Origin of the sequence: Nocardia sp. NBC_01499, assembly GCF_045040275.1 — a bacterium.
In the GTDB taxonomy this organism is placed as follows: Bacteria; Actinomycetota; Actinomycetes; order Mycobacteriales; family Mycobacteriaceae; genus Nocardia.
Genome location: NZ_CP109426.1, coordinates 3,801,780 through 3,827,766 on the forward strand (window position 1 = coordinate 3,801,780; position 25,987 = coordinate 3,827,766).

Below are 25,987 nucleotides of genomic sequence, written 5' to 3' on the forward strand. Positions count from 1 at the left end.
ATTGCCGCAGCGACTAGTGAGACAATTCCCATTGCGCTGCCAGAACTTTCAATCTTCCAACGATGTCTTCACTGCTCGACATCGAGATATTCACCGTCGCCGACTGCCCACCGGGCGCTGGCCGGCCGGAGCCACCCCCACCACCGGATTCATTGCCCGGCGAACGCGCAGCCAGCATCTTCTGTAAGAAAAAGGGGTCGGCGTTCAACGCTTGCAAGAACGGGCGGTTCACCGACGTCGACCGCGCGTTCATCACGAACTCACCATCGGACAGGTACGCGGGAATCTTGTCGCCGATCGACGAACCCGGCCCTTTCACATCGCCACCGGCCGCGTAAGCCGGTACCTTGGTCGGATTGTCCGCGGGATGGCCCGCGTGCCGAGGCAAGAATCTTTCGAAGTTGACCCGCATGGATTCCGTTGTGTTCGCGATCATTTGATCCAAGGCGCCCGGAGCCGCTACCTCAGGCTCGGGGAGCGCCGATAAGCGGAATCGACTTTTACTATTGGCGTCCATTGATTAACCATCAATTCATATATTTGCCACGGCAACTGAGCCGTGTCCTCAGCTGACGAAGATCGATAGGAACAAGCCGGGGCCGATCGCCTGGCCTGTTCCGTTCTGATGCAACTGCACGTCGAGGACGTCGCCAGCACGGAGTACGGGTTGCGCGGCCAGCGGGATGGTGACCGGCATCGCGGCGGCCAGCACAATGCCCTGGGCGAGTGTGAGCCTCGCAAAGGTTTGCACCACAACGCCGTTACGGAGTTGCCGAACGCTGATGGTGGCGTTGTTGGTTGCGGCGCCGGTGACCGTGGCGTAACCCGGCGGTGCGACGAGTTGGACGTCGGTCACGGTGTCGCCGCTGTAGAAGGCGGGCGAGTAGATCCCGGCCAGGGTGGTGGTATCGGCTCCGCCGGCGGCTTGGGCCGGCAAAGTTGCGGAATAGATCATTCATCCTCCCAAGTGGATCCGGTGAACTGATCGATGAGGTTTTGCATCGACTCGTCCCGCTGCGCGTCGCGGACAATGTCGGCCGCGGTAACCGGACGAGGCATCGGCGTGAGCCGGGGCGGATCGCCACCGGCGGCGGCGATCACGGCGGCTTGCACGCCTTGGAGTGCGTCGATGATCGACAGCAGCAGGTAGCTGTCGATGGTGTAACCCTCGGGGGTAGGCCCGGAGGGGGCGTCGGCTTCCTCGTAGAGATCGAGGTCGGCTTCGTCTTGTTCAGTGGCGAGCATCTGTTCGGCGAGTTCGCGGTCCATCGCCAGCGCCGAGCGGTATTGGGAACCGTGCGGCAGTCTGTCTTTCAACGCCCAGATGGTGCGCCAGTCACGGTTGCGAATTATGTTGGGCCCGAAGCAGTCCCGGATGTCGATGCCGCGCTCGAGCAAGTCGTAGTCGAGCGCGGCACCGAAACGTTCCCAGAACTCTACGAGCCCTGCGATCCCCCCGGCAGCTCCGCGGAGCCCTGGCCGAAGAGGTGCGCGTAGAGGTCTTTCTGGAAGGCGAACCACTCATCGAGCGGCCGCTCGGCGAACAGCTTTTCGACGGCCTCGTACTGGTCGCCCAGCACGATGGCCATCTGTTCGTCATCGCTGGCGGTCTGGCGCAGGGCCAGGACCTGGCTGCGGGTGACGGGTGCGATCGCGATGTCGTCGGTCAGACGGTAGTGCGCGCGTCGGCGCGGGGCGAGCTCTTGCTGCAGCTCGTAGAAACGACCGCCGACCTCGGCCTGAGCGGCCGCTTCTGATGTGGATGCCATGATTGCTATTTCTCCGGGTTGTGTTGTGCTACTACGAATTCGAGGCGCGGTCGATAGCTTCGACTTCGGCCTTCTCGGCGTGGCCGAGCTTGAAGACCGCGTTCACGTATTCGCTGGCGTTGGAAACGATGTAGTCGTTGACACCGTCGGTCATGATGACGGGGTACTCGGTGGGGATGGCGGACACAGTGGACCCGCTTTCTGCTCCGGCAAGAATGGATAAGGAAGTGGTGGGGCGTGCCATGACCGGAGACACATGACACGCCCCACGCCCAAGTCGAGGACCTGGGAGATCAAGAAACCGTCAAGTGACGGTTTGGCGGCGTTACGCCGTAGCGGTGGCAATACCGGTCTGCGCCAGAATCTTCTTCCAGCCGCTGCCGCCGAAGCCGTGCGCGATGGCGTAGCCGGCGGTGTCGTCCTTGAACGCGACCATGGTGAGCTTCTGCGCAAGCACCTCGGTCGGGTTCCACTGCTCGCCACCGAACTTGCTGACCGCGATCTTCGGCAGCACCTTGTAGACATAGATCGGGTTGGCGTCGTTGCCGTCCTTGCCGATGATGATCGCCGAGTAGTAGGTGATCTCTTCGGAGGCGGGCTGGGCGAAGAACACTTCACCGGAGTCGGCCGCCGCCTTGACCCGAGCCATGTTGGTGCTGGTGGTCAGCTGCAGGGTCAGCGCGTTGGTCTGCTGCGGCTGGAACTCGATGGTGGTGATGTCGCTGGTGACGTCGTTGCGCACCGGCTGCAGTTCACCGTAGGACTCGATCGGGGCGGCGGTGATGCCGCGGGCGAAGGCCACACCGGTCTTCTTGTCGATCAGGCCGACGGGCTGGTAGGCCGGCGGCAGCGTCTGCAGCGCGCCGGTGGCGTCGGTCAGCGCCGACGGGGCCGGGGTGTAGTGCGGTGCGATGAAAACGGCCGCGTCCAGCGGCTTGAGCAGCAGCGACCGCTGCGCGTTCTTCAGCGCGGTGAGATTGGTGGCAGGCATGTGTCTCCATTCGAGCGCCCGCGGGTGCGGGCACGGTTAACAGGAACCGGCACCGAGTGGTGCCGGTGAAAAGCCCAGTCAGGGGGCAGGTTTGGCGCTACTGCTGGCGGGCTTCGACAGCGAAAGCGATCTCGACCATTTGATTGAGCGGGTCGAGATCAGGCACCTCCGACAGGCCGCGGCTGCGCCGCAGGATCGGCGGATGGAACTTCGGCTCCTCAGCCGCGATCTCCTCGGTGTAATCGACGAGCACACCGTTGATACGGCTGACCGGAGCGGCGAGCATCGCGGTGCGGATCTGCACCGAAAGCTGTTGCGCCTGGGCACGAGTGGTGCCGAAGGCCACCACACTGACTTTGGCCTTATAGGTGATCGCGTTGATGTCGAGCGTCCCGCCGGTCGTACGCACCCAGATCAACGGCAGCTTGGACTGTAGGTCCGCCGGCAACGTGGTGACGGTGGTGGCGATCGGGGTGAACAGATCGACCATGAACTGCTCGAAGTCGGGGAATTCCCCCGGTGCGGGATAGGTTGCCATTACGCCGCTTCCGGTGCATGGCCGACCGTCGCCGCGGCCTTGGCGGTGCCAGCGGGGGTTGTCGGAGCCGGCACGGCGTCAGCTACCGTCATAGCGACGCCCTGGGCCAGGTTGGACAGCACATTGGCGTCGGCTCGCAAGGTCGCCAGACGCGCCACCAAAGCCTGGACATCGGTAAGGATGCGCCCGGCGAGGCCATGCGAATCATCGGAACTAGGCACAAGATTCTCCAAAGAGGTTGGGTTCACGGGTAATCCGTGGAAACGAAGGTTCGGATATGGGCTGACTCGCGACCGCCGTCGCGATGCTCGGCCCCACGGGGTTTCCACGAACCCCGTTCTGGCACTGCGGGTTACAGTCCGAGCAGCGGCAGCAACAGCGGAAGGACCACGCTGAGCAATTTCAGGACGTCGACGACGTAATTGAGCATTTCTCATCACCCCCTTTCACTCGTGCGAGCGGGAGCGCTCGATTCTTCAGCGCACGTGGCTCAGATAGGTGGAAAGTCGATCCCGCAATGGGTCGTTGGTGCGCGTCGCGCCGTACTGTTCGGACTTGATCACGTTGATGGTGGTGCTTCGGTCGATCTCCGGGCCCCCGCGCTGTTCGAGAGTGCGCAACGGAGGCTGCACCATCTTCGGGGCTGTCTGCCGCAGATTCTGCGATGCCGACGACAAGGTCTGCACGACAGAGGCGACCGTGCTGGTCAACGCGGTCGCCGCACCCGCGGCCGCGGCACCCGCAGGCCCGGCCACGGCTCCGGCCAGCGCCGAGATGGCCGCTTCGCCGCCGATTTTGACGATCTCATTTTGCGTGCCTTTGTAAATGTTGTACCAGTTGTGCCATTGCAGAAAAGGGAACAATGAACCGACCGGGGCGGTGGAGAGGAATCCACCGTCATTGGTTGGACCGTGCTCCTCTTCTACCTCGCCGCCCGAGGCGTAGGCCTTGGTCTTGAACATCGCCTGACCGATCGCCGCCCCGGCAACACTGGCCATGGCCGACCATTGCAGGAAGGGAGCCAACCGGCCCGGACGTGAAATCGACAGTGCGCCATCGTCATAGCCAGGACGGCGACCCTCCTGTTCGCCGTCGGCGAAACGCACGAATTGCGCGCCATCTCGTACATCTTCGAAAGACATTTTCGACCATCCATCAGGTTCTTAGGCGGTGACCGCGATCCGGTGCGCATTGAGTCGCGCGGACAGCCGATCGCAGTAACCGTCGGTTCGGTATATGGCGGTATGGGTGCCGCCTCGGACATATCCGTCCATGAGGACTGCCGCCTGCGACCACACCTGCGGCTGCCACCAGTCGCGGTGATCCAGCTGCCAGCGATTGCCGCGGATGCGTTCGGCCAGCGCGCTCCCCCAGCCGCCCATGGCGGCGAAGCTGAAAGCCGACATGGTGTCGGCGAGGGTGCGCAATGGCGAATCCGCGGGGCAGCAGGTGATCCCATCGGCATGGTGGGCAACTTCCCAGGTCTCGATGCCCTCGGGCCAGGGCTCGTGCTGGCCGTTGATCCCGAACCCCACCGCACCTTGATCGCATGAATCACCCTCCCTGCGTAGTGGATTGGCGATATTCGCCGCCCACTCGACCGCGCAGTCCGGATACTCGCCGCGTGCCTTCGCTTCCAAGAACCGAGTGACCACGATGGCACCGAGGCTGTAGCCAAGAATCCCTACGCGATTCGGTGTGGCACGGATTTCCGCGGCCAGCGCCTCGACGCCAAGCGCGACCGATTGCTCCTCCGAGCAACCGGCGTAGCGGTTCTGCGGATTGGCCGGACCAATACTGGCCGGGTAGTCGACATCGGGACCGATCAAGTACTTGGCGCTGTCCAGCCTGCGCGTGACGCACGAGAGCATGTTCGTCGGCGCACCTAGATGCTCTCCGGTGCCTCGGCACGTCAGAACAGTGATCACGCGAACAGCCTTTCTATGTGTGTCCGGAATTCCTTGTACGGGAACTCATTTCGATGAGTAGGAGGAGTCCCGCCCCCGGAGGTGAGGGGAATTGCTCCGGGGGCGGGACTACGACGCCCCCGCGCTGCGACAACGTCTGCGACCGCGGACCACCCGCGGGAAACGGGCGCGCAAGGGGCGTGGCATGCGGCAACGCTCTGAACCCGCATTTCAACCTGATAGTTGTTCGGGGGCGTGCCGCATGGGGCTGGAAATGACGGGCTATCAGCACCGTCAAGATTTCTCGTAATCGAGAAGGCGAGAAACTGTGGGAAGGAGTTCCGATTCGTTTCTTGCCTGTGGCTAAAGCCTAGCTTGCCTGCTGTGACAAACGGTTCGAAAATGATCAACAGTGCAGGTAGTTGATGGTTTTGGTGGCTCGCGAAGCGCGGTGGGACATAATGTGGCATGGGGATTTTCAGGGCTACCTGCCCGGTGGGAGAGTTGGAGCGGCTGTGGGTCGAGGAGATGCTCAGTTGGTGCGCGGCGCAATTCGGCGACCGGACACTGCGCACGCCGGTCATCCTGCCGACCTCGGACTTCTTTCCCGACGCGTATTCCGGTAGCGCCCAGGACGTCCAGACGGTGGTCGACACTGTCGGGGACTACATGGGCGTCGCTCGGGATCGCATCCGAGTGGAGATCCGATCCGACGGTGATGACCTACCGGATGCGGCATTCCTGGCGGGCTCCGCGCAGGGTGCGACCGGTCACTACCGCATCGAACACGGCCGCGCGGTCATCTCGCTCGACATGTCCAGGATGCGTTCGCCCGTCACCCTCGTGGCCACCGTTGCCCACGAGCTCGCGCACGAGCGCCTTCTCGGCGAGTACCGCATCGACGCCGACCGTCACGACAACGAACAACTCACCGACCTGCTCACCGTGTACCTTGGCCTCGGCGTTTTCAATGCCAACGCGGCCTTTCAGTTCTCCCAGCGCCAAAACGGCTGGCGCTCAGCGAGTCTCGGCTATCTCTCCCAGCCGATGTTCGGCTATGCCCTCGCCTGCTGGACAATCATGCGCGGCGACCCGAAACCCCTGTGGGCCAAACATCTCGACACCAACCCTCGTGTCTACATGAAACAAGGCCTCAAATACCTGCGAGCCAACCTCAACGCCCTCCCCGAGTGGCGCACCGCCCTCCCCGAAACCTGAACTCCCATCGGCCTGTTCACCCCGTCGATGAGACCGGCGCTATGTGTGCCCTTAGTCGGAGAGGCCCTCTGGGGAGTCCGTCGAAGTCGTTCCCGGCACCAACGACGATGCCGCGGGATAGGTCGCGATGCCCAGTTCACCGGTCGGATCGTAGGGATTGACCACCTTCGATAGCACGCCCACGTCGGGAAGCGGCTGCCCGTCCGGCCCCACCCCGATCATGTCGTAGGGACTGACGTTCATGGACTTTCCCGGGCTGGCTGGCGGCACATTCGCAGGCTCCGAAGATTCCTGGACCGGCGACACCAACCCCGGATACAACGCGACCACCGCCGCACCCCCCACCAGCAACCCCGCAAAAACCATTCGACGACACGACATAACGCTCTGACTCCCCCACAGATCCAACCCACAACACTTCGTAACAGCCGCGACAGCCTAGCCTGCAGCGAACCCGGGACGATCCCCGGTCCGCCTCAACACAATCAGGTGCAGGATCCAGCCCGGCTGCAGCCCAAACCAACTCGCGTCTAGTCGTCGCCGCTCTGCTAGATTTCTTCTTCCCATTTCTGGTAAGCAGGGCTGTCCAGATACACATAGACCGACGTGACGCTGATCTTGGCTGTAACCACTAGAGCGGGAAGGTCCCAGCGAAGACCTCGAGTCGGCTCAATCCACCAATCCGTCGGCCGCTGCCCGACCAGCTCGAACATCCGCTGCACGAGCGCATCGAAAACCTCGTCCAACTCAGGCCCCAAGTCGGCCCGATCGAGAACTACATCACTGGCGCGAAACGCGATCTACTTAAGGGTTCGCGCTAAATTGGTTCTTTCCGGGCCTTTGACCGACACCATTACGTCGGGGCGATTGACCTCGAAGTTGGTCGTAGCTGTGGGGAACCTCTCGTCGAGGCCGCTGAGCTGCCAACCGACCCGGTCACAGAACGGCTGCAGATCGTCGACGGTCCACGTCCAGTCGAACTCAGCCGCCACACGCACCGCCTGAGCAGCGCGTTCAATATCCGCTCGCATATCGAATTGCTCATTCTCGTATTCAGTGGTTGCGGCCGTCGGGCGATCGTAGCTCCCACACCGCATGGACGCGATTCGTCAGCCTGTGTAGCCCAGATCCGATTGTGGTGCGTATCGGTCCATATGCAGTCGAATCATGTTGCCAAGCTTGCTGTTTCAACAACTCCTCGATGTCCACCTGCACGCCCAAACTGCACTTATCATCGACATTGGCTCGGAGACGATAGGTGACCACTCTGGATCAATTTCCGATGGCATCCGACAAGGCGTTCGTAGGGAATTCCTCGTCCGAGTCCACGATCCAGGAATCGATGTCGAGTTCGGATGGCGCACCCACCCGCAGTCCTCGGTGGAGCACCGCGACTACTTGGCCGGCCGCCTTCTCGTACACGTCGTAATGCACCGGCCAACCGACGAGGAGATGCCAGGTGTCCCAACTCCCCTCGATCGGCGGACACCAACCCTGCTCCCGCAATTCCGTCTCGAATCGATCCGACATCCGAAAGTTCTCATCGAGCTGATCGTTGTGGACGATCTCGCACCACAGCTGCGGTGAATCCACAAAGAACCGAGCGAATCGCCCGCCAGATGCATTAATAAGCAGATGCGCCTCGGCCGGCATACCAGACAACGTCAACGCCAAAGCGGCCGAAACTCTCCGCCAATCATCGTCCAAAGTAGTTATATCCATTCCCGCCATCTCAACTCGTAAATCATCCTATCGATGATTTGGATTCACCCGGCTCCGGTTCCTGAAAATAATCTCGAACCTATCGATATTTAGGGTTCGATAATTCGAGGCTAACCGAACGAAGAGAGCCACGCAAATCGATCGATATATTCAAATTATCCCAACCCATAGCGGGATGAATACCCGGAATAGTCCGGTCCGGAATACCGATAGTGGATATGAGGGCGTTGCCAAGATCCGCGAAAGCATCGACCACCAACTTCCGGGCTTCTCCCCACTGCACCGACCTATCGACAATGTCAGTAACATATGGAGAAATGTATTCGAAAATCCTTTTCTGTTTGAAAACGCGAGCTTCTGGACGACGAACATCCATATCTGTTCGCAGTGTCGCACCATTCTCCCCCGACCGGGCGATCTCCCACCCCGCTAAGTCACAAAATTGTGGCAGGTCGTCGACATACCCAGTCCAATCGAATTCTTTGGCCAGCGCCGCAATTCGGACTGCTCCTTCAATATCGACTTGCATGGGGGATGGTCCTTCTCTGTGTCGTCATCGGATGGAGGAAGCATAGGTCAGTACGTGGGCGACTTCCGGACTAAGGGTGTCAAGCGTCCGCATCGCAAGGTTGACGGTCAATGTCTGATCAGCAGGCTGCGCCAGATCCCTCGGCACGGGGGCGGATTTCAGCGTGTCGACCGTCATATTGCGAGGCTGCGTGAGCGAGGCCAGACCCGAGACCCAGGGCGCGGCAGACGCGACGAGACCGTTCATCCATACTGGCGCCGTCTGACCTGGCACGGCAACCGGTCTCTCGTCCGCGATCAGTCTCGGTCCGCCGGCGATGGCCGAGTCGGATGGAGCGGATCCCTCGTCGGGAACTGGTTGGGTGGGCGGCGGTAGCGTAGGCGCTTTCTGCCCGGTTCCCGGGTGGTCGAGGTTGAACGCTTTCCCTGCGCCAGGTACGAATTCGACGACATTAATATTGTTCGTTCCAGGTTCTGTATGAACTCCCAGATAGCCGAAGTCGATCTTGCCTTCAACCAAATCATTGGCAAACGTGGTGCCGTGCTCAGCGTCATAGTCGACTAGCGCCTGCAAGGCGGGCGAGCCGGTCCTGAATTCGTCCACACCGTACGGCACCGATCCCTGCTGAGCGTTTATTTTTTTGGGGCCGCCAACATCGACACCCCGCGTACCATACGTCGGACGGAGACCACCCTTTTCCTCCACCAGGACTGGCCTTTTCGTACCGTCCGGCAAGGTTTGAATTCCAAGCCGATCCGTATCGTAGTTGCCCGACCCTTGGTAGATCGTCTCAATACCCAGTTCACCAGCAACATAGTCACCGCCGACCTGCCCACGCACCTCTGAAAGGGCACTGATAGAAGCCCTCTCATCAATCAATTGCCCAGCAAGTTTCTCCAGCAGCTCTATATCATTTGGGTCATAATCTTCCGATTCAGATAGCTGCCCGATCGTCTCCTTGAGGTTCGAATCAGTGAAGTCATCCAGAGTTACCGGCCTAAACCCACCAACCCCATCCTCGACCTGCATGTTGACACTTCTTGCTGCGATATCATTCTGAATCGTATCTCTGTCCGCCATAGCAGCGTTCTGCATCGCGTTTATCTCATCGAGCTGGAACCCGATATCACCAGGAAGCCGGTTCCCGTCGTATGGAGTAGTCGGCCCCTTCACCGCACGGGCATCGATATCCTTGGACATCTTCGCCCAGTTCGGCATTGGAACTTTTTGCGTAAACCCACCAGGAAAGCGCTTATACCACTGGTCGTTCCGGCCTTCAAAGACACCCCACGGCCAATGGCCTTCTGGTGTCTCCTCTGTAGGGCCATACCACGGTAGCCGGTAGTCCTCTGGATCTTCTCCTTCTCCGGCACTGACCGACGGTTCTTCCGGATCGGCGGGTCCGAGTGATGGAGGTACGAATCCAGGGCTTGGAAACCATCCCGGTAGCTGGACGCTTGGGTCCGGCCACAGCCCCGGCAGCGGAAGGTCCGGATTCGGCCACCAACCCGGGAGCGGACGATCAGGGTCTGGCTCCCAGCCCGGCAATGGGCGGTCGGGGTTCGGCCACCAACCTGGCAGGGGAATCTCCGGATCGGGCCACCAACCCGGGAGCACCGGTTCGGCCCAGGGCTCCTTGCCCGGCATCTCACCCGGGCCCTTCCCCGGGGCGACTATTCCGGGTTCCGGAACCGGGAGGACCACTCCGGGTTCTGGCAGTGGGAGAACCACTCCAGGTTCTGGAGCTGTAATACCCGGATCCGTCGGCGGCATCGTCGTCCCCGGACCGGGCACCGGTACCGTTAGCTCCGAGCCGGGTGGCGCCGGGGAAGGTTGAATTCCCTGATCGCCGTTGCCTTTAGGCGGAATCCTCGGCTGCGTGGGAGTGATCTCTGGAAGTGAGTTCGGGTCGATTGGCTTAGCGCCGTCGTCCTTGGGTTTACCGTTCGGGCTGCCCGGGAGTGTGCCGTTCTGCCACATCCAGTACGTGAGGCCGACCCCGACGACCAACCCGAGGGTTGCGGTCACCGCCGCGCCCGGCCCGGTAATGGCTCCTGCCCCAGCACCTCCCGCGGCACCGGCCGCTGCGCCTTCAGCCAGAGCAGCCCCCAGGCCCGCGGCACCGAGTTCGGCGGCACCGGCTGTTCCCGCTGGGAGAAGGGTCCCGGTACCGATCCCCGCTAGCCCGAGGCCGGCCAGGCCCGCGGACGAGTTCCCGGTCGACGCCGACTCACCCTCACCAATCGTGTTGCCAGAGCTGTTGATCGTGAACAGGTACTCACCGGCAGAGTTCAGCACCGCCCATCGCGGGGCGCCGTTGTCATCTGCCAGGCGCACCCGGAGCGCGGGATCACCCTCGCCTTTAGCTAGGAGCGGGTTCCCGTCGGAGCCGTAGTTGATGTCGATCGAGGTACCGTTGGCCAGGGGGACGTGTTGGGTCCTGCCCCAATAGGTCGGCTCCTGCCCGGGTACCACCATGTTCCAGTCGGTCGTGGACGAACCGTCCTCGCCGACTCTGGTCTGACCTTCGAATTTGCTTCCGGGAGGGGCCATTTCGAGGACCAACTGACCAAGAACGCCCACACCGGGCGGCGGGGCAAGCCCACCACCTGCCGAGTACTCGACAGGCACGCTGGGCGGGATAGCCAACGACGCCAGGCCATTGGGCGCCGTTTGAGCCGGGGTCACCAAACCCGGAAAGAGCACGGCCACCGACGGATCCACCGGTGTGCTAGACGCCGGAGCGGCAGATCCTGGCTTCTTGTCCGTCGGTGGCTCTTTCTCTCCCAGCAGACCGGGATAGAGCACGGCCACCGACGGATCCACCGGTGAGCTGGACGCCGGAGCGGCGGATCCTGGTTTCTCGTCCTTTGGCGGCTGTTGAGCCGGGGTCACCAAACCCGGATAGAGCACTGCCACCGACGGATCCACCGGTGTGGTTGACGCCGGAGCGGCGGATTCTGGCTTCTTGTCCGGCGCTGGCTGGGTCCCTCCCACCAGGCCGGGAAAGAGCACTGCCACCGAGGGATCGATCGGCTTGCCAGAAGTTGAAGATTCGGGAGGCATGAGGTGTTCTCCACTGTTCTGTACGCGAAGACACGGCCGCAGAGCACATCACCAGAGTTCGGAGGTGACGGCGATCATGCGGCTGAGCTTCTAAGAGGGGATCGATCCGACACCAATCCCGTTGCGGGGAGGCGGATTCGAGGAAAGAGAAGGTCCCGCCCCCGAGGTGTGAGCGGACCCGGGGGCGGGACCATTGGCGCCCTGTGCGCGGCGGGCGGCATCTGCGACCGACGAAGATCGTCGGGAGACGGGCGCGCGACAGGGCGGGCTTGCGAAAGGCACGTAACCGAGAGCTATCTACAGGGTCTCGGGTATATGCCACATGAGTAGGGCGAACGGGCAAGTGCCCGTTGGGGATTCAGGCGGCGGGAGAAATGGAGCGGTGTTCGAACTTGTCCAACCGAGCGATCACGTCAGCGAGTGCGTCGACCACGGTGCGGCCGCCAAGCTGCGGCCAACCACCGTACTGACCCCGATCACGCTGCTGCAGACCACACAACTGTTCGCGAATGTCCTTGACGTCACTGCCGATCGGGCCACAGAACCCGGCAATGTAGTCCTGGATCTGACTGACTTCTGAAGCGCTCATCGGCGCGTCCTTTCTCTCGATGAAAGCCGCGACATCACGGCGGAATTCGTTCATATCGATACCGGCAGGGTCGATCTTCCCTTCGCGGCTGTACTCCCGATGAGCGACGCAATCCTCAGCGGTACGCCCGATACGCGCCAGAATTGCCGCGCAACCTCGCTTGTAGGCATCCAATTGCGCTGGCGTCCAATCGGTTCCGTCGCCGCGAGACACCGCCTCGATACCGATCACGTGGTAATTAGCGTTATCGGTGGGCCAGCCGGGCCAAGAACCACGACCGGCATGCCAGCACACACCCGCGGCGATGACCCGGAAAGTACCATCGCGCTCCAGAACCAACTGGGCCAATGGACCTTCCAAATCCGGGCGGCCATTTTGGACGATCCGCCAATCCTCGGTACCGCCACCAGCTGTGTGATGACACAGCACACCGCGGAGGTCACCGAAATCGCCATGACCACGCTCGCGCCAACCCTCGTGTTCGATCACGCGTAACCCGGCCGCACGCAATACATCGGCCAGCCAGATCGGATCTCCGGTCCAAGACATCGTCGTTCCTTTGCTGTATATATTCGTTTGCAGAGAGAAGCCGGGGATACCAGCGACTTAGCCGAATGGACCATCGGAAGACAGTGAATTATGCAGAGTCGCAACGACCATGTGACGGAATCCGACTCGAAACCCGTTGTTGAGCAACAGGTTCCAGGTCTATGCCGATCCGGCGACATCAGCCTATCAACGGCCGCGTGACAGAGCCGGCGAAATTTGCCAACACCGCAGGTAAACGGCCATTTCCGGGCCTGCGACGGGTTTGCACAGAATGCCAACTAGCAGAACAACAGTCGGCATGAGCCGAGTGATCACACCATTCCGGTGTGATATCCGACGGCGCGTAGCCTAGCACCCTGACCGTGACAAACTTCCGCCGAAGTGTTGAACAACGCAGGTAACAACCACTTTTCGGCCAATGCGCCGATCAGCTCCGCAACCGCGTCAGCATTTCCCCGCAAGGATCTCGCGGGCATGGGAGCGGCGAAGTTTGCCAGAGGTGGTTTTGGGCAACGCGCCAGGCGCCAGTACGACAACGGTCCGGGGCGGGATACCCACGGCTTTGAAGATCTCAGTGCTGATCGCACGCCGCAGGTCACGGCTGAGATCTTCGTCGTGATGATGGGCAGACTCGGCGAGTACGGCGAAACCTTCCGTCGCGGTGCCCGCGGCGATTGATAACGCGATGGCATTGCCGATGCGCACCCCCTCTACCTGTTCGGCGGCACGCTCGATATCGGTCGGATACAGGTTGCGCCCGGAGATGATGATGACGTCCTTTTGACGTCCGCAGATGACGGGTTCGCCGTCCTCGGTGAGGTATCCGAGGTCACCGGTCCGGAGCCACCCATTGGTGTCCTTGGCGGCGACACTACCGGCGGTGGTGAGGTACTCGCTGGCGATACTCTCGCCGCGAAGTTCGAACTCACCAACGCCTCGATGGGCGAGCGTTGCGCGGGTAACGGGGTGGACGACTCGCACGGTGATCCCGGCCAGCGGCTTGCCGAGCCGGGCGTAAGCGGGACCGGCCGTCACTGAGACGGCGCGGCCTTCGTTCTCCAGAGTCTCCCGGTTGACATGATCGGGTCGCATGCCGCGCCCCCGATCTGGAGCGGAGACAGCGACGACCGCTTCGGCCATCCCGTAACAGGGCGCCAATGCTGTTGCCGACCAACCGAATCGGGAGGCTTGGTCGGTGAAGGTCGCCATCGCGGCGCAGTCGATCGGCTCGGCACCGTTGACGGCGACCTGCATACTCGACAGGTCATAGGCGGTGTCGTCGGTGACACGAGCGAGGCGATGGCCGAGGAGTGCGTAGGCGAAGTTCGGTGCGCCGGTGAACGTGCCACGGTAGCGGCTGATCAGCCGCGCCCACAGCAGTGGATCGCGCAGGAAATCGGCGGGTGTCACGCTGACCAACTCCACACCGGTCATCATGGGCATGGCCAGGAAAGTGATCATGCCCATGTCATGTGACAGCGGCAGCCACGAGATCATGACCTCGTCGGTCGTCGTCGGCAGCGCGGACCGGTCCACCATCGCGGCGATGTTGGCATACAGGCTGCGATGGCTGATGACAACGGCTTTGGGATCACCGGTGGAACCGGACGACAGTTGCAGCAGAGCCGCGTCGTCCTCCGCGGGGCTCACCGGCTCGATGTCGGTTCCAGTGGTCAGATCAGCCAACCTGAGCACCGAGACAGGCAGACTGCCCTCGGGTAAGGCGGTGTCGAATGGCGTACCAACCAGCAGCACCTCGGCATCGATCATGCGCAGCACACGCTCGGTTTCCGCGAGCCATTGCCCGAGATCGGTACGCGGCGTTGGCTGTTGCAGCATGGTGAATGCCGCACCACGCATCCAGACGGCCTGCACCAACGGTGCCACCTTGGCCGGATCACCGGCCAGGATGCCAACTTTCGCACCGGGTCCGACGTGGGGAGCTAGCGCACCGGCCATCCGTCTGGCCAGGCGATGCACTTCGCCCCAGGTGCGGCGGCTTGGTGAGCCGGGCTCGCCGGTCACCATGCCTCCGGCGGTACTCGCGGCCGCCCGGTACAGGTGGTCGGTGAATCTGCTCACCGACCGTCCGTCGCCGATTCGGTCGTCGCGGGTGCGTCGGCGACACACGCCGCGATCAATTCGGCCAGGTCGCCGAACGTCATGCATGCCATCGTCTCCCGCTCCGGCGGGGTGATGCCGAACCGTGCCTCGATCGACGACATGGTGATCTTGAATGCGAGAGAGTCGAACGCCAGGTCAGCGACCAGATACGTGTCCGGTGTCAGTTGGCTCCGTTCGATCCTGAGGTCCTCGACAAAGAGCTGCGTCAACTGCTCTGCGATATCCGCCATACGAAGGTTCTAACGAGGCACGGTTATGAGCCGGTTAAGATTTGGGCCATCGCCCTCCTTCGGAGTCCTCGGGTAGCGGTCCACTGTTCGCGGTAGTGCAGGTCCGGCGACGACGTCTCCTCGGTGGCCGCCGCCGACCGGTGCCGCAACTCCCGACCAGGTCACCGTTCTGGGCTCGGAGCAATAGCCGTCGTGTTTCCTCCTGCGGCGCTACGTCGAGTTCCCTGGCGAGCCGACCGATGCAGAGTTCGTACCAGTAGTTGACCTGATCGAGCTCGGCGCGACGACCATGGACGAGAATCATCGCCTGAAATGCCCGTTCTTCGGCCGGATCCAGCTCGAGCATGCGACGCGCATGACCGATTGCCGCAGGCGCGTCATCGATGTCGTTGGCATGTTGCATCAAGTGACCGAGAGCATGCATCATCTTGGCCCGCAGCCACTCTCGCTGCTCCCGCGCCCATTCCTCGCCCCGTTCGCCCAGGAAGTCCCCCTGATAGATCTCGACTGCCCGGTTGTAGTAGTCGACCACGACATCGGTCTCCCCGTGCCTCGATGCCTCGCTGGCATTCCGGCACAACTGCTCGAATTCATGAATGTCCACTCGAACCCGCTCACCGAGCACCAGTCGATAGCCGCCGTCACCGCTGTCGATCCGAAGAAAGTCGCGGTCACCGCCGAAAGTCACATCGAGAGCGCGCCGCAACGTATGGACGAGGACCTTCAACGCCGTCGGACCGGCAGGCCGCTTCGGCTGCGGCCAGAGCAACTGTTCGAGACGGCCCCGGCTCACCAACCGACCATGATTGATCAAAAGAAATGCGAATAGATTTGTGCATTTCTTCGATCGCCACGGGTTCTTCCCAGCACCTTCGAAGCCGATCTCGAAGGGGCCCAACAGTCTTACGACCACCAACCCCGACTGCGTATGCTCCACCGTCACCTCTCCCCTGCTTGATTTCTGCACCAGCGACACCGGCAAGAGCCGGACTGGGACGCGATTAAGCCGCTTGGGCCCAGCGACATTCCGAAATGGCCGTCAGGCCGCGCGGCCGGACGCTCGATAGCATCCGTAGCAGCGGCCACCACTTCCGTGTAAGACGTGTCCGGGCTTACGGCGCCGCCGGGTACACATCGGCCGTTGACAGTCCGCGCACCGCCGGTCGGCAGCGTTCGGGTCCTCCGCATGCGCGGACAGAATCCTGCGCAGCGCTCGTGCGGTTGCCGCATCTCCCCGGCAGACGACACCCGCCATCACGACACCGTCGGCGACACGCGGCCGATCGGTCTCACCGAAGATTTCACCGGCCCGCAATGCCGCTTCCGCACAGGTGCGAAACTGTCCGGCAGGGCAGCGAGTCCGGCAGATTTTTTGTGCGGCAACGGTTTCTGGATGCACGGGCCAGTTTCGCAACGTGCTGCGCTGAATGAAGCCTCGGATGCCGAGGCATGGCAGGTCAGGGTTGTCAGATGACATTTCGGAACTCCGTGGCATGGGTCGGCGCAACCTCGACTGACCTTCCAGCAACCGGCAAGGATGCGGTGGCGAAAGGCGGGCTGGGCAGACAAAAGAATGGTGGCGGACCGGTCAGCAGCTGGACCGGTGACAGCGGCGTTCGGACTAACCGGCCTTGTGCGCGATCAATTCGGTTGCACCGGTGGCGGGGCGGACAACTCCCACACAGAGGTGGAGTCGGTCCAACCGAGTCGAGACCGACTGCAATTGCATGATCACCGTGACCGGTCCCGTGGCAGTGTAAATGTGCTGTGGCTCATCGACCGCTCGATCGAAGCCAACCTCGCGCCGCAGCCAAATCTCGACGAAGTCGGGGTCTTTGGCCAGCTCGGCCAGCAACGCGACACCGAGGGCAGGGTTGCCGAAGTGGGCGAGGATGCCGCGCATTCTGGCGACGGTCCCCGTCACCTCGGCTTCCCAGTTCACGATCGTCTTCCGGCCGATCTCGCTGAATTGCCAGAGCAGGACGCTCCCGGCCTCCACGCGCCCAGGGAAAAGATCCCGGTAGGCAGCGTTGGCGGCGACTACGGCCCAGCTTTCGTTGCAATACGCGGCGGGCTGTGGCATCAGATCGTCGAGCATCGCCCGCTCGTCCGCGGTTACCTCGAATCGGAGTTGTAGGGGCAGCCACGGTCGGGGCTTGTGCACGCGGGTCAGCTCATCCAGGTGCCTGCGCTGGTCCTCGGAGGTGAGATCGAGCGCTCGGGCCAATGAATTCAGCGACGACTCGGTGAGACTCAGTTGCTCACCCGTCTCGAGTTTCTGAATAGTCCTGGCCGACAGATGCGCACGGCCACTCAGTGCCACTCTGGTCAGTTTCAAACGCTTGCGGTGGAACGCGACGTAGTCGGCCAGGGTCGGCAGGGGCACGGTTAACTCACCGCAGGACACGGAAACTCCTCCGACCGCAACGCGGCAACAAAACGACTGGTCTGAACTTTCAAATGGTAGCGCTTACGGTACATGACTTCAGGTCACCGACGAGCAGTGGCGAGCGCGAGGACATCACCGACGCGGTACAGGCTTTGACCGTCGACCTGGTGGGCCACCAGTTTGCCGCGCACCGCCCATTGGCGAATGCGATCGGCGGTGATGCGAATCTCCCCGATCCACGGCAACATTCGAGCTAGTTGGGCTGCGGTGGCAAGTTTGTTCGCCGCGCGTCCCACCGCCGCGGCGCGTACGGCCGCGGCCGAGTGAATGCGTCCGCAGTTCTCGCAGCCGACGACATCGTGGGTTTCGTCCGCGTAGAGCGAGACCCCACAGGCGCAGCGGCCGAGGGCACGGCGCACTTCTGGTCGATCGATCGCGACGTGGGCGGTGCGCACCGCACGGGTGATGTCGCCGATGCCAACCAGCGCAGCAGCGCCGCGCGGGAGCTTCGGCAGTTCGGCAGACAAGAAAAACACCTGGTCGCGGGCAGTGACGGGCGCTGTCCGGCCGATGACTGCCGCGACCTCGTCAACGACACGGCCGAGGGTTGCGATGAGAAGCGCTCGTGCGTCGGCGGCACCCTTGTTGTACGGAAGGATCGGTTCCCTGCCCCCCGGAGAGGTGCGCCCGCCCATCGACTTGGTCCCGACGGCATCGGATCGCGACATCGTGGTGTCGAGTTCGACGAGCAGATCCGGCACGGCGAGAAGCGCTTGCATGACGGTGTTTCGCGTCACGCAGTCAGGCGGGTGCGGCAAGGCTCTGCCGGTGCCGACGAGGCGGGGGGCCGACGCGCTGCGCCTGCGGTGGAGCATGTGGTGGTCTGTGCTGGTCATAGCGATGAGTGAAGCGTTGCCAGGCCATCTAAAACAAGTTAAGAGATTGACCCTAAATAGGGTTGACAGCTCCTGTAACGCCCGGCGCTGACACCCGACTTGGACGAGTCGCCGCTACTCGCTTCGTAACCGAAGGGTAACTATCTGTCTATCCTCATGCCGAGTTAGCGAACGAGCAGGGGGTAAGAACAGGTGGCGGGGTCGGCGTACAAGCACGCGTCAGGACAGGAACCCATCGCGGTGGTAGCGATGAGTTGCCGCTTCGGCGGCGGGGCGAACTCGGTCGATGCCATGTGGGACACCATGGTCACGAGCCGCGACACCGTCTCAGAGATTCCGACCGATCGAGGATGGGACCTAGGGCGCCTGTGTGGCACCGGCGCTACCCGCGCTACCAGCTCCACGCGGTTCGGGAACTTCCTCTGCGACGCAACCGATTTCGATGCCGGGTTCTTCGGGATCAGCCCGCGTGAGGCCGTCGCGATGGAGCCACAGCAGCGTGTGCTGCTCGAGACATCGTGGGAGGCGATCGAACGCGCCGGTATCGATCCTCGGTCGCTGCGCGGGAGCCGCACCGGGGTCTATTTCGGGGTGATGCAGGCTGAATACGGGCCGCGCATGGCGGATATGGAGCGGACCAAGGGCTATCAAGACACCGGCGTCGCGGCGAGCGTTGCCTCCGGGCGCGTGGCTTACGCGCTGGGTCTGCGCGGCCCGGCGCTCAGCATCGATACCGCATGTTCGTCGTCGTTGGTGGCGATCCACACCGCGATGAAGGCCCTGCGGTCGGGCGAGTGTTCGATGGCATTGGCCGGCGGGGGCACCATCCACAGCACGGCCAGCCTCTTCGTCGGATTCTCGGTGCTTCGTGTGTTGTCGGAAGACGGCACCACGCGCCCGTTCGCTTCCGCCGCAACAGGTTTCGGCTTGGGCGAAGGCGTCGGCGTCTTGGTGTTGGAGCGGCTCCGCGACGCACAGCGGCTCGGGCACCCGGTGGCGGCGGTGCTGTGCGGCAGTGCCATCGCCTCCGACGGGGCATCCGCATCGCTGAGTGCACCCGACCAGCTCGCCCAGCAGGAAGCCATCGAGTACGCGCTTGCCGACGCCGGACTCGGTATGGCCGATATCGATGTCGTCGAGGCGCACGGCACCGGGACCAGGGTCGGTGACCCGATCGAGGTCGCGGCGCTGACTGCGACATACGGGGGCGTGCGCAGCCCGGATCGCCCGTTGTGGATCGGGTCCGCGAAGTCGAATTTCGGTCATACGCAAGCGGGCTCGGGTGTCGCGGGCGTGATCAAGATGGTCGAGTCGATCCGGCGCGGAATCGTCCCTGCGACAAAGCATTACGATGTGCCGTCCCCGCACATCGACTGGTCGTCGGGCACCGTGCGAGTCGCGAACGAACTCATGGCATGGCCCGCCAGGTCCGGCGCGCCCCGCCGCGGCGCGGTCTCGGCGAACGGCATCAGCGGCGTGAACTGCCACGTCATCATCGAACAAGCACCCGCGACTTCCGACGCTGGACCGCCGCCGCGCCGTGAGCTCCCGGTCGTGCCGCTGGTGCTGTCGGCTCGCACCGACGCCGCGCTCCGTGCTCAGGCGGCCCGGCTGGCCGACCACCTGCGACGTCGGCCACAGCTTCGGCCCGCCGATGTGGGGCACTCGCTGGCGACCGGACGGGCGGCCTTCGACAAGCGTGCGGTGGTGCTCGGCGCCGACGCTGCCGAACTGACCGACGGTTTGGCCGAGGTGGCGACCGGTTCCGCGCCAGTGGACACCTCCGGCGGCGTGGTGTTCGTCTTCCCCGGCCAGGGACCGCAGTGGCAAGGCATGGCCATCGAATTACTCGATACAGCACCAGCTTTCGCCGAACACATGGCGCGCTGCGAGGCGGCGCTTGCGGAATTCGTGGACTGGTCGGTCACCGATGTGCTGCGTGGTGCGCCGGGTGCGCCACCGCTAGAACGGGTGGATGTCATTCAGCCAGTGCTGTTTACCGTGATGGTGGCGTTGGCGCGGACATGGGAGGCACTCGGCGTGCGGCCCGCCGCGGTCATCGGGCACTCGCAGGGCGAGATCGCCGCGGCACACATCGCGGGTGCGCTCACGCTGCGCGAGGCGGTGCTCGTGGTGACCAGGCGCAGCGCGATCATGATGACGGCCAGCGGTAATGGCTCCATGGTCGCGGTGCCATTACCCGTCGACGAAGCCCGCGAGCTCGTCGGCGGTGCGCTCGCGGTGGCGTGTGTCAACAGTCCCGGCTCCTGTGTGTTGTCCGGAAACGCCGAGGATGTCGAGCATCTGCTGCGGCACTGCGCCGCTAACGGCATCGACGCGCGGAAGGTGCCTGCCTCGCTGGCATCACATTCGCCGCTGGTGGAGCCGCTGCGGTCGGCGATCGAGGAGGCACTGGCGACTATCACACCGCGCAGCAGTGCGGTTCCGTTCCTGTCCACGGTCACCGGTGATGTGCTCGACACCGCGAATCTCGATGCGCACTACTGGTATCGCAATACCCGCGACACCGTGCGTTTCGAGGATGCGGTTCGTGCCGCGCATCGGGCTGGTGCCAGGGTGTTTCTGGAAGTCAGTGCGCATCCGGTGCTGAGCGTCGGCGTGCACGAAACCGTCGCCGCCTTGGCCGCGGAATCCGATCAGGCCACTGCGGCGTCGGTGGTCGGCACATTGCGACGCAACGAGGGTGGGCTGCGACGGTTCCTGACGTCGGCCGGGCAGCTGTATTCGGTAGGTGTGGCGGTGGATTGGGGCTCCTACTTCACCGATTCGGGTGCGCGTCGAGTCGACCTGCCGACCTATCCCTTTCAGCGCCAAAGGTTTTGGATGATGCCGGACGAAGGGCTTGCGATAGCTTTCAAGCCGCGCGAAACGGCAAGCCGGCAGCTGAACCAGACAGTCGAAACACCCATCCGCCAGCCGGATCTCAACCCGGACGTCGTTGTGCGGGAAGCGGTGGCCGCAGTGCTCGGATACCGCGACCGTGAGCTGGTACCCGTTGCGGCGACATTCAAAGAACTCGGGCTCGATTCGCTGGCATCGTTGGAGTTGCGCAACCGGTTGGCGACATCCACCGGCGTGCGATTCACTGTCGCCGATCTGGTCGAGCAGCCGACCCCTGGCGCACTCGCCGCCCGGCTTCGCACCGAACTAGCCTGTTCCACAAGGGAATCGGCAGCGGTTGCGGAGCTGGCGCGCCCGGCTGGGACCGCGTGGCCGTTGTCGCCGTATCAAGCCGATCTTGTCGCCGTCGGAGCGCGTTATCCGGAGCTGCCGGTGGTGCAGGCCGCATACTACATTCGAGTCGACGGGGCTACCGACGTCGATGGGTTGCGCACGGCGATCCTCGGTGTGCAAAGCCGACACGACGCGCTGCGCCTGCGGTTCGACATCGACGCCGCGCCGCCCGTGCAGCGTCTTGTCGCCGTGCCCGATGCGGTGGGGTTCGTTGACTTCCGCACCGAATCCGATCCCGTTGCGGCTCTTGCACAGTGGACACGAATACGCACCGATACGGTGCTGCCGCTCGACGGTCCGCAGAGCGAGTTCACCATCCTGCGCGATGCCTGCGATTCGTTGATCGTGTTCAGCCGATTCCACCACGCAGTGGCCGACGGCTGGTCATCGATCGTGATCGCACGCGAGATCTCCGCCGCTTACCACGGAGCCGAACCAGCCACCACCGCCCCGAGCTTTCTCGCCATGCTCGACGGCTACCGTGGCTACCGCGAATCCGGTCAATGGACCATCGACCGTGCCGCGCTCGTCGAACGATTTCTCCCGCTCACGCCCGCGGTGTTCGCGCGAAGCTCGACCGGAAATCCCTTGCGCCGCTGCACCCGTAGCTTCGGGCGGTCCGCCGTGAACGGTGTCCGCGCGACAGGTTCGGTGGTGGCACTGCTGCTCGCCGCTGTCGGTGTGCAACTTCGCCGGTTTCATCAGCACGGCGATATCGTCGTCGGCGTCACCCTGCTCAACCGGGAAACGCCCACAGAGCTGGCCATGGTCGGCGACCTCACCAACATTCTGCCCGTGCACATCCCCGTCGCCGAGGCAGCGACGCTCACCGAACTCGGCGATCTCGTCGAAGCACAAGTGCGGGATATTCAAGGACGCCAACGTTTTTCGTACGGCGACCTGCTCCGCGCGTTGCGCGAACGCACTGGCAACATGCCGACGCTGTTCGATATCCGATTGACCTACAACAAGATCCCTGACAGCCGACATGCCGAGCGACTGCGCCGTGATGTATCGACGTTGTCGGCCGGTTACGCGCTGGACGCGATGACCATCGTGGTCAACGAATACGCCCACGACGGCACCGTCGACGTCGAAATCTTCTATAGCACTGACATTTTCGACGAAGCCGCATTCGACAGCGCGCTGCGTGCTGTCCTCGCGACACTCGCCGCTCCTACCGCACCGCTGGCCTTGGCGGCCACACCCACCGCGTTGGTCGGCGCGACAGTCGATTTCGACGCAACCGCCACCTTGCCGCAGCTGCTCGCGGACACAGCCGCACGCTACCCGGACCGACCCGCGCTCACCTGGACAACCGCGGACAACCAGATCGCAGCGCTCACCTACCGCGAGCTCCTCGACCGCGTCCGTACCCTCGCGGCCTGCTTGCGTGAATATGGCCTACGTGCAGACGAATTCGTGCCCGTACTGCTACCGCGCTCCCCCGAGTTGGTCATCGCGATCCACGCCGTCGTGGCCGCCGGAGCCGCCTACGTGCCGATTTCGCCCGACTATCCGCAGCAGCGGATCCGCACGTTGCTCGCTGACAGCGACGCCCGCGTCCTCATCGGCAACCCAGAACATGCCGCCGAGTACGGCATCGACGTCATCGCGCCGGACGGCCAACCCACCCGGCACACCGAACCGGCGACATGCCAACCGACCGACCTCGCCTACATGATCTACACCTCCGGCTCCACCGGCACGCCGAAGGGCGTGATGATCGAACATCGGTCGGTCGTCAATCTCCTGGCATGGCTGCAACGGCGGTACCCACTGTCCGAGACCGACGTCATTCTGCATAAGACACCCCATACGTTCGATGTGTCGGTGCCAGAACTGTGGTGGCTCACTCAAACCGGTGTCCAAGTCGCTGTGCTCCCCGATGGCGCGCACATCGACCCTCGACAGATCATCGATGCTGTCGAACGCCACCGGGTCACCGTCGTGCAATTCGTGCCATCGATGCTCGGTCCTTTCCTCGACGAGCTCGAGGCCACACCGGGCGCCATCCGCCGCGTCGGCACCCTGCGGTTCATCCTTTGCGCCGGTGAGGCTCTGCCGTCCGCGTTGGTCCGCCGCTTCGGCGACCTGTTCGCCGCCGCTGATCTCGACAACGTCGTCTTGGCCAATCTGTACGGTCCCACCGAGGCGACGGTGTACAGCACCTACTTCGATATCACCGTCGCTGACGCCCGCAAGACCACGGCAGTGCCGATCGGCGAACCGATCGACAACGTCGTCCTCACCATCGCGGAGACCGACCGCCGCCCGGTAGACACCGGCCAACTCGTCATCGCGGGTGCAGGTCTCGCTCGTGGCTACCACAACCGCAGTGAGCTGACGGCACAGGCGTTTACCACCGATGGCACGGTCCGCAGCTACCAGACCGGTGACCTGGCCCGCGTAACCAGCACGGGCGACGTCGAATACCTCGGTCGCATCGACGACCAGGTCAAGATCCGTGGCAACCGCGTCACCCTGGGCGAGGTCACGACCCACCTCGCAGAGTGCCCCGGAGTCAGTGCCGCGGCAGTCCTCGACGACACCAATGCCGCCAATGCCACCGTCCTGATCGCTTACTACTCCGGCACCGCCGCCCCGGGCGAAATCGCCGCTTTCCTCCGCGACCGGCTACCCGACTACGCGATCCCCGCCGTATTCGTACCCCTCCCCTCGATCCCACGCAGCCACAACGGCAAAGCCGACCGGAATGCCCTCCACAGCCTGCGTGACCATTTACCAGTCCCTCTGTCGCGCAACGAGATCGAGGCACTTCTGATTGAAGCCTGGACAGAAGTGCTCGGCAGCACACCCAACCCCGACGACCACTTCTTCACCACTGGCGGCGACTCCATATCCGCCCTGCAGTTCCGCGCGGCCATCGAACGGAGAGGCCTGAAACTCAAGCTCAACGACCTGTTTACGAACCCTACAATCGCGGGCCTTGCGAGAAGACTTGCTTAACCGATAGTGCTCCCAGCCGCGTTCACCGATTAGCGGCAAGCACTGCCGCGAGGCCGTCTTGCAGGTCCTTGACGAAATACTCGGGGACCTCGAGCGACGGGAAATGTCCCCCGGTTTCGGGCGAATTCCATCGAACGATCTGCCGGTACCGCTCCTGTGCCCATGGGCGCGGATACTTCTCGATGTCGCGGGGATACATGGTGATTGCTGACGGGACGTCGACCCGAAGTTCGGGGTCGAGCGAGTTGTGGCTTTCGTAGTAAATGCGGGCCGACGATGCGCCGGTCCGCGTCAGCCAATACAGGGTGACGTCGTCGAGAATGCGGTCTCTGGAAATCGTCTCGAACGGGCTGTCTTCGGTATCTGTCCACTCGGCGAACTTGTCGAGGATCCAGGCAAGGAGCCCGACCGGTGAGTCGACGAGCGAGTAGCCGATGGTCTGTGGTCGGGTCGCCTGCTGCTTCGCGTACGCCGCGCGGTGGCGCCAGAAATCGCGAGTTTCCTCGGTCCATGTGCGCTCGGCCGCCGTCAGCCCGGCCGTTGTCAGCCCGGGCGGCGCCTCCGCGAACGTTGTGTGGATGCCGAGAACGTGCGCCGGGAATCTGCCGCCGAGAACCGTGGTGATATTGCCGCCCCAGTCGCCGCCGTGGGCCGCGAACTTGCGGTAGCCGAGCCTTCCCATCAGTTCCACCCATGCGGCCGCGATCTTTTCGGTTCCCCACCCGGTGGTGGTCGGCTTGTCGCTGTAACCGAAGCCTGGCAGCGATGGGACCACGACGTGGAACGCTGGCGCGGCTGCGTCTTTCGGCTCCGCCAGTTCGTCTACTACCTCGGTGAACTCGGCAATGCTGCCTGGCCAGCCGTGCGTCAGGACCAACGGCGTTGCGTCTGCGCGCGCGGATCGGCGGTGCAGGAAGTGGATTCCCAGATCGTCAATGGTCGTGCGGAACTGGCCGATCCGGTTGAGGCGCTCTTCGAACGACCGCCAGTTGTACTCGGTGCGCCAGTAGTTCACGACGTCGACGAGGTCGGCGAGCGGAACGCCCTGTTCCCATCGGCGAGGGTCGGGCGCGGCGCGATAGACCGTCTCAGCCTCCGGTAGTCGCGCCGCGGCCAGTCGTGCGCGCAGATCGTCGAGGTCAGCGTCAGTTGCGTGGGCTTCGAATGCTTGCACGTCGCTGGTTGGACGGGGCATGAGTCCTCCTGGTCGTCGTGGAACCGGCTAAAACGAATTGGAACCGGCTA

24 protein-coding genes and 1 pseudogene are annotated in these 25,987 nt (G+C 63.3%); 3 read left to right on the forward strand and 22 right to left on the reverse strand.

The window, feature by feature from the left end:
• Positions 1–13: 13 nt before the first annotated feature.
• From OG203_RS17505 to OG203_RS17550, 10 genes are all read right to left on the reverse strand, one after another.
• On the reverse strand, positions 14–517 hold the full coding sequence (locus OG203_RS17505) for a hypothetical protein (RefSeq protein WP_405166719.1): 504 nt from the start codon (positions 515–517) through the stop codon (positions 14–16).
• 48 nt (positions 518–565) lie between these two features.
• Positions 566–955 (reverse strand): hypothetical protein, encoded by a 390-nt coding sequence (locus tag OG203_RS17510; protein WP_405166720.1) that lies wholly within the window; start codon positions 953–955, stop codon positions 566–568.
• Positions 952–1,317, reverse strand: coding sequence for a hypothetical protein (locus OG203_RS17515; protein WP_405166721.1), 366 nt, complete (start codon positions 1,315–1,317; stop codon positions 952–954). The genes OG203_RS17510 and OG203_RS17515 overlap by 4 nt, the downstream gene beginning before the upstream one ends.
• A 119-nt stretch (positions 1,318–1,436) precedes the next feature.
• Positions 1,437–1,769: a hypothetical protein gene (locus OG203_RS17520; RefSeq protein WP_405166722.1), complete on the reverse strand. Its 333-nt coding sequence runs from the start codon at positions 1,767–1,769 to the stop codon at positions 1,437–1,439.
• A gap of 31 nt (positions 1,770–1,800) precedes the next feature.
• Positions 1,801–1,923, reverse strand: coding sequence for a hypothetical protein (locus OG203_RS17525; RefSeq protein ID WP_405166723.1), 123 nt, complete (start codon positions 1,921–1,923; stop codon positions 1,801–1,803).
• A gap of 171 nt (positions 1,924–2,094) precedes the next feature.
• A complete protein-coding gene (locus OG203_RS17530; protein WP_405166724.1) occupies positions 2,095–2,760 on the reverse strand; it encodes a hypothetical protein in 666 nt (221 codons plus the stop codon).
• Positions 2,761–2,857: 97 nt separating this feature from the next.
• On the reverse strand, positions 2,858–3,298 hold the full coding sequence (locus OG203_RS17535; protein ID WP_405166725.1) for a hypothetical protein: 441 nt from the start codon (positions 3,296–3,298) through the stop codon (positions 2,858–2,860).
• Positions 3,298–3,519, reverse strand: a complete 222-nt coding sequence (locus OG203_RS17540; protein ID WP_405166726.1) for a hypothetical protein — start codon at positions 3,517–3,519, stop codon at positions 3,298–3,300. Before OG203_RS17540 ends, OG203_RS17535 begins: the two co-directional genes overlap by 1 nt.
• Positions 3,520–3,774: 255 nt before the next feature.
• The gene (locus tag OG203_RS17545) at positions 3,775–4,404 is read right to left on the reverse strand and encodes a hypothetical protein (RefSeq protein WP_405166727.1); all 630 of its coding nucleotides are present in this window, start codon (positions 4,402–4,404) and stop codon (positions 3,775–3,777) included.
• Positions 4,405–4,461: 57 nt separating this feature from the next.
• Positions 4,462–5,226, reverse strand: coding sequence for a PE-PPE domain-containing protein (locus OG203_RS17550; protein WP_405166728.1), 765 nt, complete (start codon positions 5,224–5,226; stop codon positions 4,462–4,464).
• 447 nt (positions 5,227–5,673) lie between these two features.
• On the opposite strand from OG203_RS17550, the gene OG203_RS17555 reads away from it, so the two are divergent.
• The gene (locus OG203_RS17555; protein WP_405166729.1) at positions 5,674–6,423 is read left to right on the forward strand and encodes a hypothetical protein; all 750 of its coding nucleotides are present in this window, start codon (positions 5,674–5,676) and stop codon (positions 6,421–6,423) included.
• 51 nt (positions 6,424–6,474) lie between these two features.
• Here OG203_RS17555 and OG203_RS17560 read toward each other — a convergent pair whose 3' ends face one another.
• The 9 genes and pseudogenes from OG203_RS17560 to OG203_RS17600 all read right to left on the reverse strand — a co-directional run bounded on the left by OG203_RS17560 (position 6,475) and on the right by OG203_RS17600 (position 16,208).
• The gene (locus tag OG203_RS17560; protein WP_405166730.1) at positions 6,475–6,666 is read right to left on the reverse strand and encodes a hypothetical protein; all 192 of its coding nucleotides are present in this window, start codon (positions 6,664–6,666) and stop codon (positions 6,475–6,477) included.
• A gap of 305 nt (positions 6,667–6,971) precedes the next feature.
• A pseudogene (locus OG203_RS17565) lies at positions 6,972–7,520 on the reverse strand (DUF6301 family protein).
• A gap of 175 nt (positions 7,521–7,695) precedes the next feature.
• Positions 7,696–8,154: a TY-Chap domain-containing protein gene (locus tag OG203_RS17570; protein ID WP_405166731.1), complete on the reverse strand. Its 459-nt coding sequence runs from the start codon at positions 8,152–8,154 to the stop codon at positions 7,696–7,698.
• Positions 8,155–8,224: 70 nt separating this feature from the next.
• Positions 8,225–8,674, reverse strand: coding sequence for a DUF6301 family protein (locus OG203_RS17575; RefSeq protein WP_405166732.1), 450 nt, complete (start codon positions 8,672–8,674; stop codon positions 8,225–8,227).
• Positions 8,675–8,698: 24 nt separating this feature from the next.
• Positions 8,699–9,874, reverse strand: coding sequence for a hypothetical protein (locus OG203_RS17580; protein ID WP_405166733.1), 1,176 nt, complete (start codon positions 9,872–9,874; stop codon positions 8,699–8,701).
• A 2,224-nt stretch (positions 9,875–12,098) separates the two neighbouring features.
• A complete protein-coding gene (locus OG203_RS17585) occupies positions 12,099–12,818 on the reverse strand; it encodes an N-acetylmuramoyl-L-alanine amidase (RefSeq protein WP_405166734.1) in 720 nt (239 codons plus the stop codon).
• Positions 12,819–13,322: 504 nt separating this feature from the next.
• The gene (locus OG203_RS17590; protein WP_405166735.1) at positions 13,323–14,960 is read right to left on the reverse strand and encodes a fatty acyl-AMP ligase; all 1,638 of its coding nucleotides are present in this window, start codon (positions 14,958–14,960) and stop codon (positions 13,323–13,325) included.
• The gene (locus OG203_RS17595; RefSeq protein WP_405166736.1) at positions 14,957–15,232 is read right to left on the reverse strand and encodes a phosphopantetheine-binding protein; all 276 of its coding nucleotides are present in this window, start codon (positions 15,230–15,232) and stop codon (positions 14,957–14,959) included. The genes OG203_RS17590 and OG203_RS17595 overlap by 4 nt, the downstream gene beginning before the upstream one ends.
• A gap of 34 nt (positions 15,233–15,266) precedes the next feature.
• Positions 15,267–16,208 carry a BTAD domain-containing putative transcriptional regulator gene (locus OG203_RS17600; protein WP_405166737.1) on the reverse strand — a complete coding sequence of 314 codons (942 nt, stop codon included), beginning with the start codon at positions 16,206–16,208 and terminating at the stop codon, positions 15,267–15,269.
• Between the two features lie 210 nt (positions 16,209–16,418).
• Here OG203_RS17600 and OG203_RS17605 point away from each other — a divergent pair, with 210 nt between their 5' ends.
• Positions 16,419–16,706 carry a hypothetical protein gene (locus tag OG203_RS17605; protein ID WP_405166738.1) on the forward strand — a complete coding sequence of 96 codons (288 nt, stop codon included), beginning with the start codon at positions 16,419–16,421 and terminating at the stop codon, positions 16,704–16,706.
• A gap of 147 nt (positions 16,707–16,853) precedes the next feature.
• On the opposite strand, the gene OG203_RS17610 is transcribed toward OG203_RS17605, so the two are convergent.
• The gene (locus tag OG203_RS17610; RefSeq protein ID WP_405166739.1) at positions 16,854–17,618 is read right to left on the reverse strand and encodes a helix-turn-helix domain-containing protein; all 765 of its coding nucleotides are present in this window, start codon (positions 17,616–17,618) and stop codon (positions 16,854–16,856) included.
• Between the two features lie 104 nt (positions 17,619–17,722).
• Positions 17,723–18,517 carry a hypothetical protein gene (locus OG203_RS17615; protein WP_405166740.1) on the reverse strand — a complete coding sequence of 265 codons (795 nt, stop codon included), beginning with the start codon at positions 18,515–18,517 and terminating at the stop codon, positions 17,723–17,725.
• Between the two features lie 240 nt (positions 18,518–18,757).
• On the opposite strand from OG203_RS17615, the gene OG203_RS17620 reads away from it, so the two are divergent.
• Entirely contained in the window at positions 18,758–24,742 is a 5,985-nt protein-coding gene (locus OG203_RS17620) for an amino acid adenylation domain-containing protein (protein ID WP_405167897.1), read from the forward strand.
• 22 nt (positions 24,743–24,764) lie between these two features.
• Here OG203_RS17620 and OG203_RS17625 read toward each other — a convergent pair whose 3' ends face one another.
• Positions 24,765–25,937 (reverse strand): epoxide hydrolase family protein, encoded by a 1,173-nt coding sequence (locus tag OG203_RS17625; RefSeq protein ID WP_405166741.1) that lies wholly within the window; start codon positions 25,935–25,937, stop codon positions 24,765–24,767.
• Positions 25,938–25,987: the final 50 nt, after the last annotated feature.